3 protein-coding genes and 1 pseudogene are annotated in these 1,831 nt (G+C 73.5%); all 4 read left to right on the top strand.

From position 1 onward, the window contains the following. The coding region (locus tag ACFXMF_RS47665; RefSeq protein WP_380021342.1) for a TOBE domain-containing protein at window positions 1–330 on the top strand (330 nt) is incomplete at its 5' end. Beyond that, entirely contained in the window at window positions 327–1,010 is a 684-nt protein-coding gene (locus ACFXMF_RS47660; protein ID WP_379991118.1) for an HAD-IA family hydrolase, read from the top strand. The genes ACFXMF_RS47665 and ACFXMF_RS47660, both read left to right, overlap by 4 nt. 67 nt (window positions 1,011–1,077) lie before the next feature. Then, window positions 1,078–1,584, top strand: coding sequence for a hypothetical protein (locus tag ACFXMF_RS47655; protein ID WP_360318007.1), 507 nt, complete (start codon window positions 1,078–1,080; stop codon window positions 1,582–1,584). Further along, window positions 1,554–1,831, top strand: a pseudogene (locus ACFXMF_RS47650) (hypothetical protein); the annotation flags it as partial. The gene ACFXMF_RS47655 and the pseudogene ACFXMF_RS47650, both read left to right, overlap by 31 nt.

Genomic DNA, 1,831 nt, shown 5'->3' with positions numbered 1-1,831 from the left:
GCCGGTACGGGGCTGGTCGTGGACGGGATCGTCGACATCGTCGAGTACACCGGCGACGGCCGGGTGGTGACCTGCCGGAGCACGGTCGAGGGTGGCTCGTCCTGGGCGGTCACCGTGCCCGCCGAGGGCCCGTTCCGGGCGGCGGGGGAGCGGGTCCGGGTCCGGGTCGCGGCCGAACGGCTGCACCTGTTCGGACCGGACGGGCGGAGGGTGGAGCACCCGGAGTCGGACGGGCCCGACCTCCGGGCGCAAGACCGAGCCGACGCCGGAGCCGAGGCCGAGCGTGTGGCCGGGCAGCGTCTCGGCGCGGCCGACCAGGTGCGGGCATGACGGCCGCGCGAGCCACCGCCGACATCGTGGTGTGGAGCGACTTCGGCGGCGTGCTGACCTCACCGCTCGACGAGGCCCTCGACCGTGTGCTCACCGCCGCCGACCTGCCCGCGGACGCGTTCCGCGAAGCGGTCCGCCGGGTCGCCGACGACCTCGCCCCGGGCACCGGATGCACCGGCGACCTGGAGGCACTCGAACGCGGCCGGATCAGCCAGGCCGAGTGGGGCCGCCGGGTCACCGCCGCGCTCGCCCCGCGAATCCCACGCATCGACCTGACCCGCTTCGGCGACCACTGGTACGACGGCCGCCGGATCGACACCCGGTTGCTCGCCCACCTGCGCACGGTCGAACGACCCGGCGTGCGGATCGGCCTGCTCACCAACAGCGTGCTCGAATGGGAACCACACCGACAGGCGCTACTGCACGCCGCCGCACCGCACCTGTACCCGGGCCTGTTCGACACCGTCATCGCCTCGCACGTGTGCGGCCTGAGCAAGCCCGACCCGCGGATCTACGCGCACGCCGAGGCGACGGCCGGCGTGCGACCGGATCGATGTGTGCTGATCGACGACGTGCCCGCGAACTGCGCCGCGGCCCTGGCGCGAGGCTGGCACACGATCGTGCACACCTGCACGGACACCACCATCGCCGCCCTGGACGGGTGGCTGCGCTGTCGGTGATCACCAGTACGTTCGGTGCGTCCCGTCGATCCGGCGGGCCGAATCCCCTGGGCGTAAAGGAGATGGTGTGTTCCCGGATGGGGAAGTGTGGGAGGCATCGAGCGCGGCGCGGGTGATCCCACCCGCCCGGCCGCGCAAGCTCGCCAAGGTCCCGTTCGTCGAACTGGCCGACGGACGCCTCCAGGGCGTGGTGTCGAGCGGCTCGGACATCGGGCGGGTCTACGTCTCGTCGATCGCGACGCGCAGCTACGCCTTCGCGTGCAGCACCAACAACAACCGGCCCTGCGGCGGCGCGCACGGCTCGTTCTGCAAGCACATCGGCGCGATGATCACCGAGGCGGTGCTCCAATACGGCGCCGACCGGGTCGCGCGCTATCTGCGGGTCGACGCGGCGGCCGACGCGCGGGCCATCACCGAGGCGATGACCGCCACCCGCCCGGCGCAGGCCGATCGTTCGGCTGCGGCTCCCGTCTTCAGCCGCTTCCTGCGCCACCTCGGCTATCTCGAACTCGCCGCGACCACCGCGCCGTTGCCGGAGATGCAGTGGTTCCCGCCGACCCGGGCGGTGGCCTGATGCGCGCCGACCTGCTCGCCGAACCCATCGCCGGACTCGACGAGGCCCTCGCGGTCGTCGAGGCGTTCGACCGGACCCTGATCGGCGGCCTGCTTCGACCGCAGCCCGCGCAGGCCGCCGCGTTGGCCGAACTGGCCGCCGCCGTCGGGGGTACCCCGCTGGCCGGCGCGGTTGCCGAAGCGGTCGAGAAGGTGTCGGTCGGCGCCGCGAGCGAGGAGCACCTGCTCGTCCTGGCCGCCGCCCGCAC

The sequence above is a fragment of the Embleya sp. NPDC059213 genome (assembly GCF_042754445.1).
Taxonomy (GTDB): Bacteria; Actinomycetota; Actinomycetes; order Streptomycetales; family Streptomycetaceae; genus Embleya.
The sequence above is the reverse complement of the archived record's forward strand: the minus strand, read 5'-3'. Positions and strand labels throughout refer to the sequence as shown.

Bases quoted from the DNA above. Each gene is read 5' to 3' on its own strand.
- ACFXMF_RS47660 (WP_379991118.1), top strand. From the start codon at position 327: ATGACGGCCGCGCGAGCCACCGCCGACATCGTGGTGTGGAGCGACTTC.